The sequence below is a fragment of the Chryseobacterium sp. HNCC26DJ241 genome, from assembly GCF_057180505.1.
Genome location: NZ_JBXUGL010000089.1, coordinates 1 through 576, shown reverse-complemented (window position 1 = coordinate 576; position 576 = coordinate 1). Strand labels below are relative to the sequence as shown.

The following is a 576-nucleotide window of genomic DNA, read 5'->3' as shown; positions in this document are numbered from 1 at the left end:
ATTCTGGTCACTGCATTTTTAGTTTTCAGGGATTGGATCTGCTTTCCGCTCATGTCGTAGAGTTGGATTTCAGCATCCAACTCTCCACTTCTCTCACTCTCCAACACTCCAATCTCAACGTAGCAATACTCTTCCACAGGATTTGGGTAGATGCGAATGTCTTGTTTTTCAATTAAATCATCCAGATCTTTATCTCCTAATTTCAAAATCTTCCAGTTCTCTTCACCCAATTGCTCAGCGCTGGTTCCTGCCAAAAGAAAAGTACCGTCATTTTGCAATTTTGCACTCACCAATCGCTCCTCCTTTTTCTTTTCTTTTCCTTCCACATACTTTCTCCATTCCTCTTTTCCATTAGCATCCAAATACAGCATCCAGAATTTCTCATCATCAGATTTTATTTTTTCTTCAGCTTGCGTATAGTCTCCAATTAAAACCCCTTTCACTTCCGACTTCTGATCTCCAACTTCTGACTTCCTAATTACGTTTAAGCTCATCAAAACATCACGGTTTCCAAAACTGTAATTCTTCTGCCAGATTTCATTTCCGGATTTATCCAAATGAATGATCCACAAATCT

At 39.1% G+C, this 576-nt stretch carries 1 pseudogene; it reads right to left on the bottom strand.

The features are described 5' to 3' along the window. Positions 1-576: pseudogene (locus tag AC2A1C_RS15860) on the bottom strand (T9SS type A sorting domain-containing protein); the annotation flags it as partial.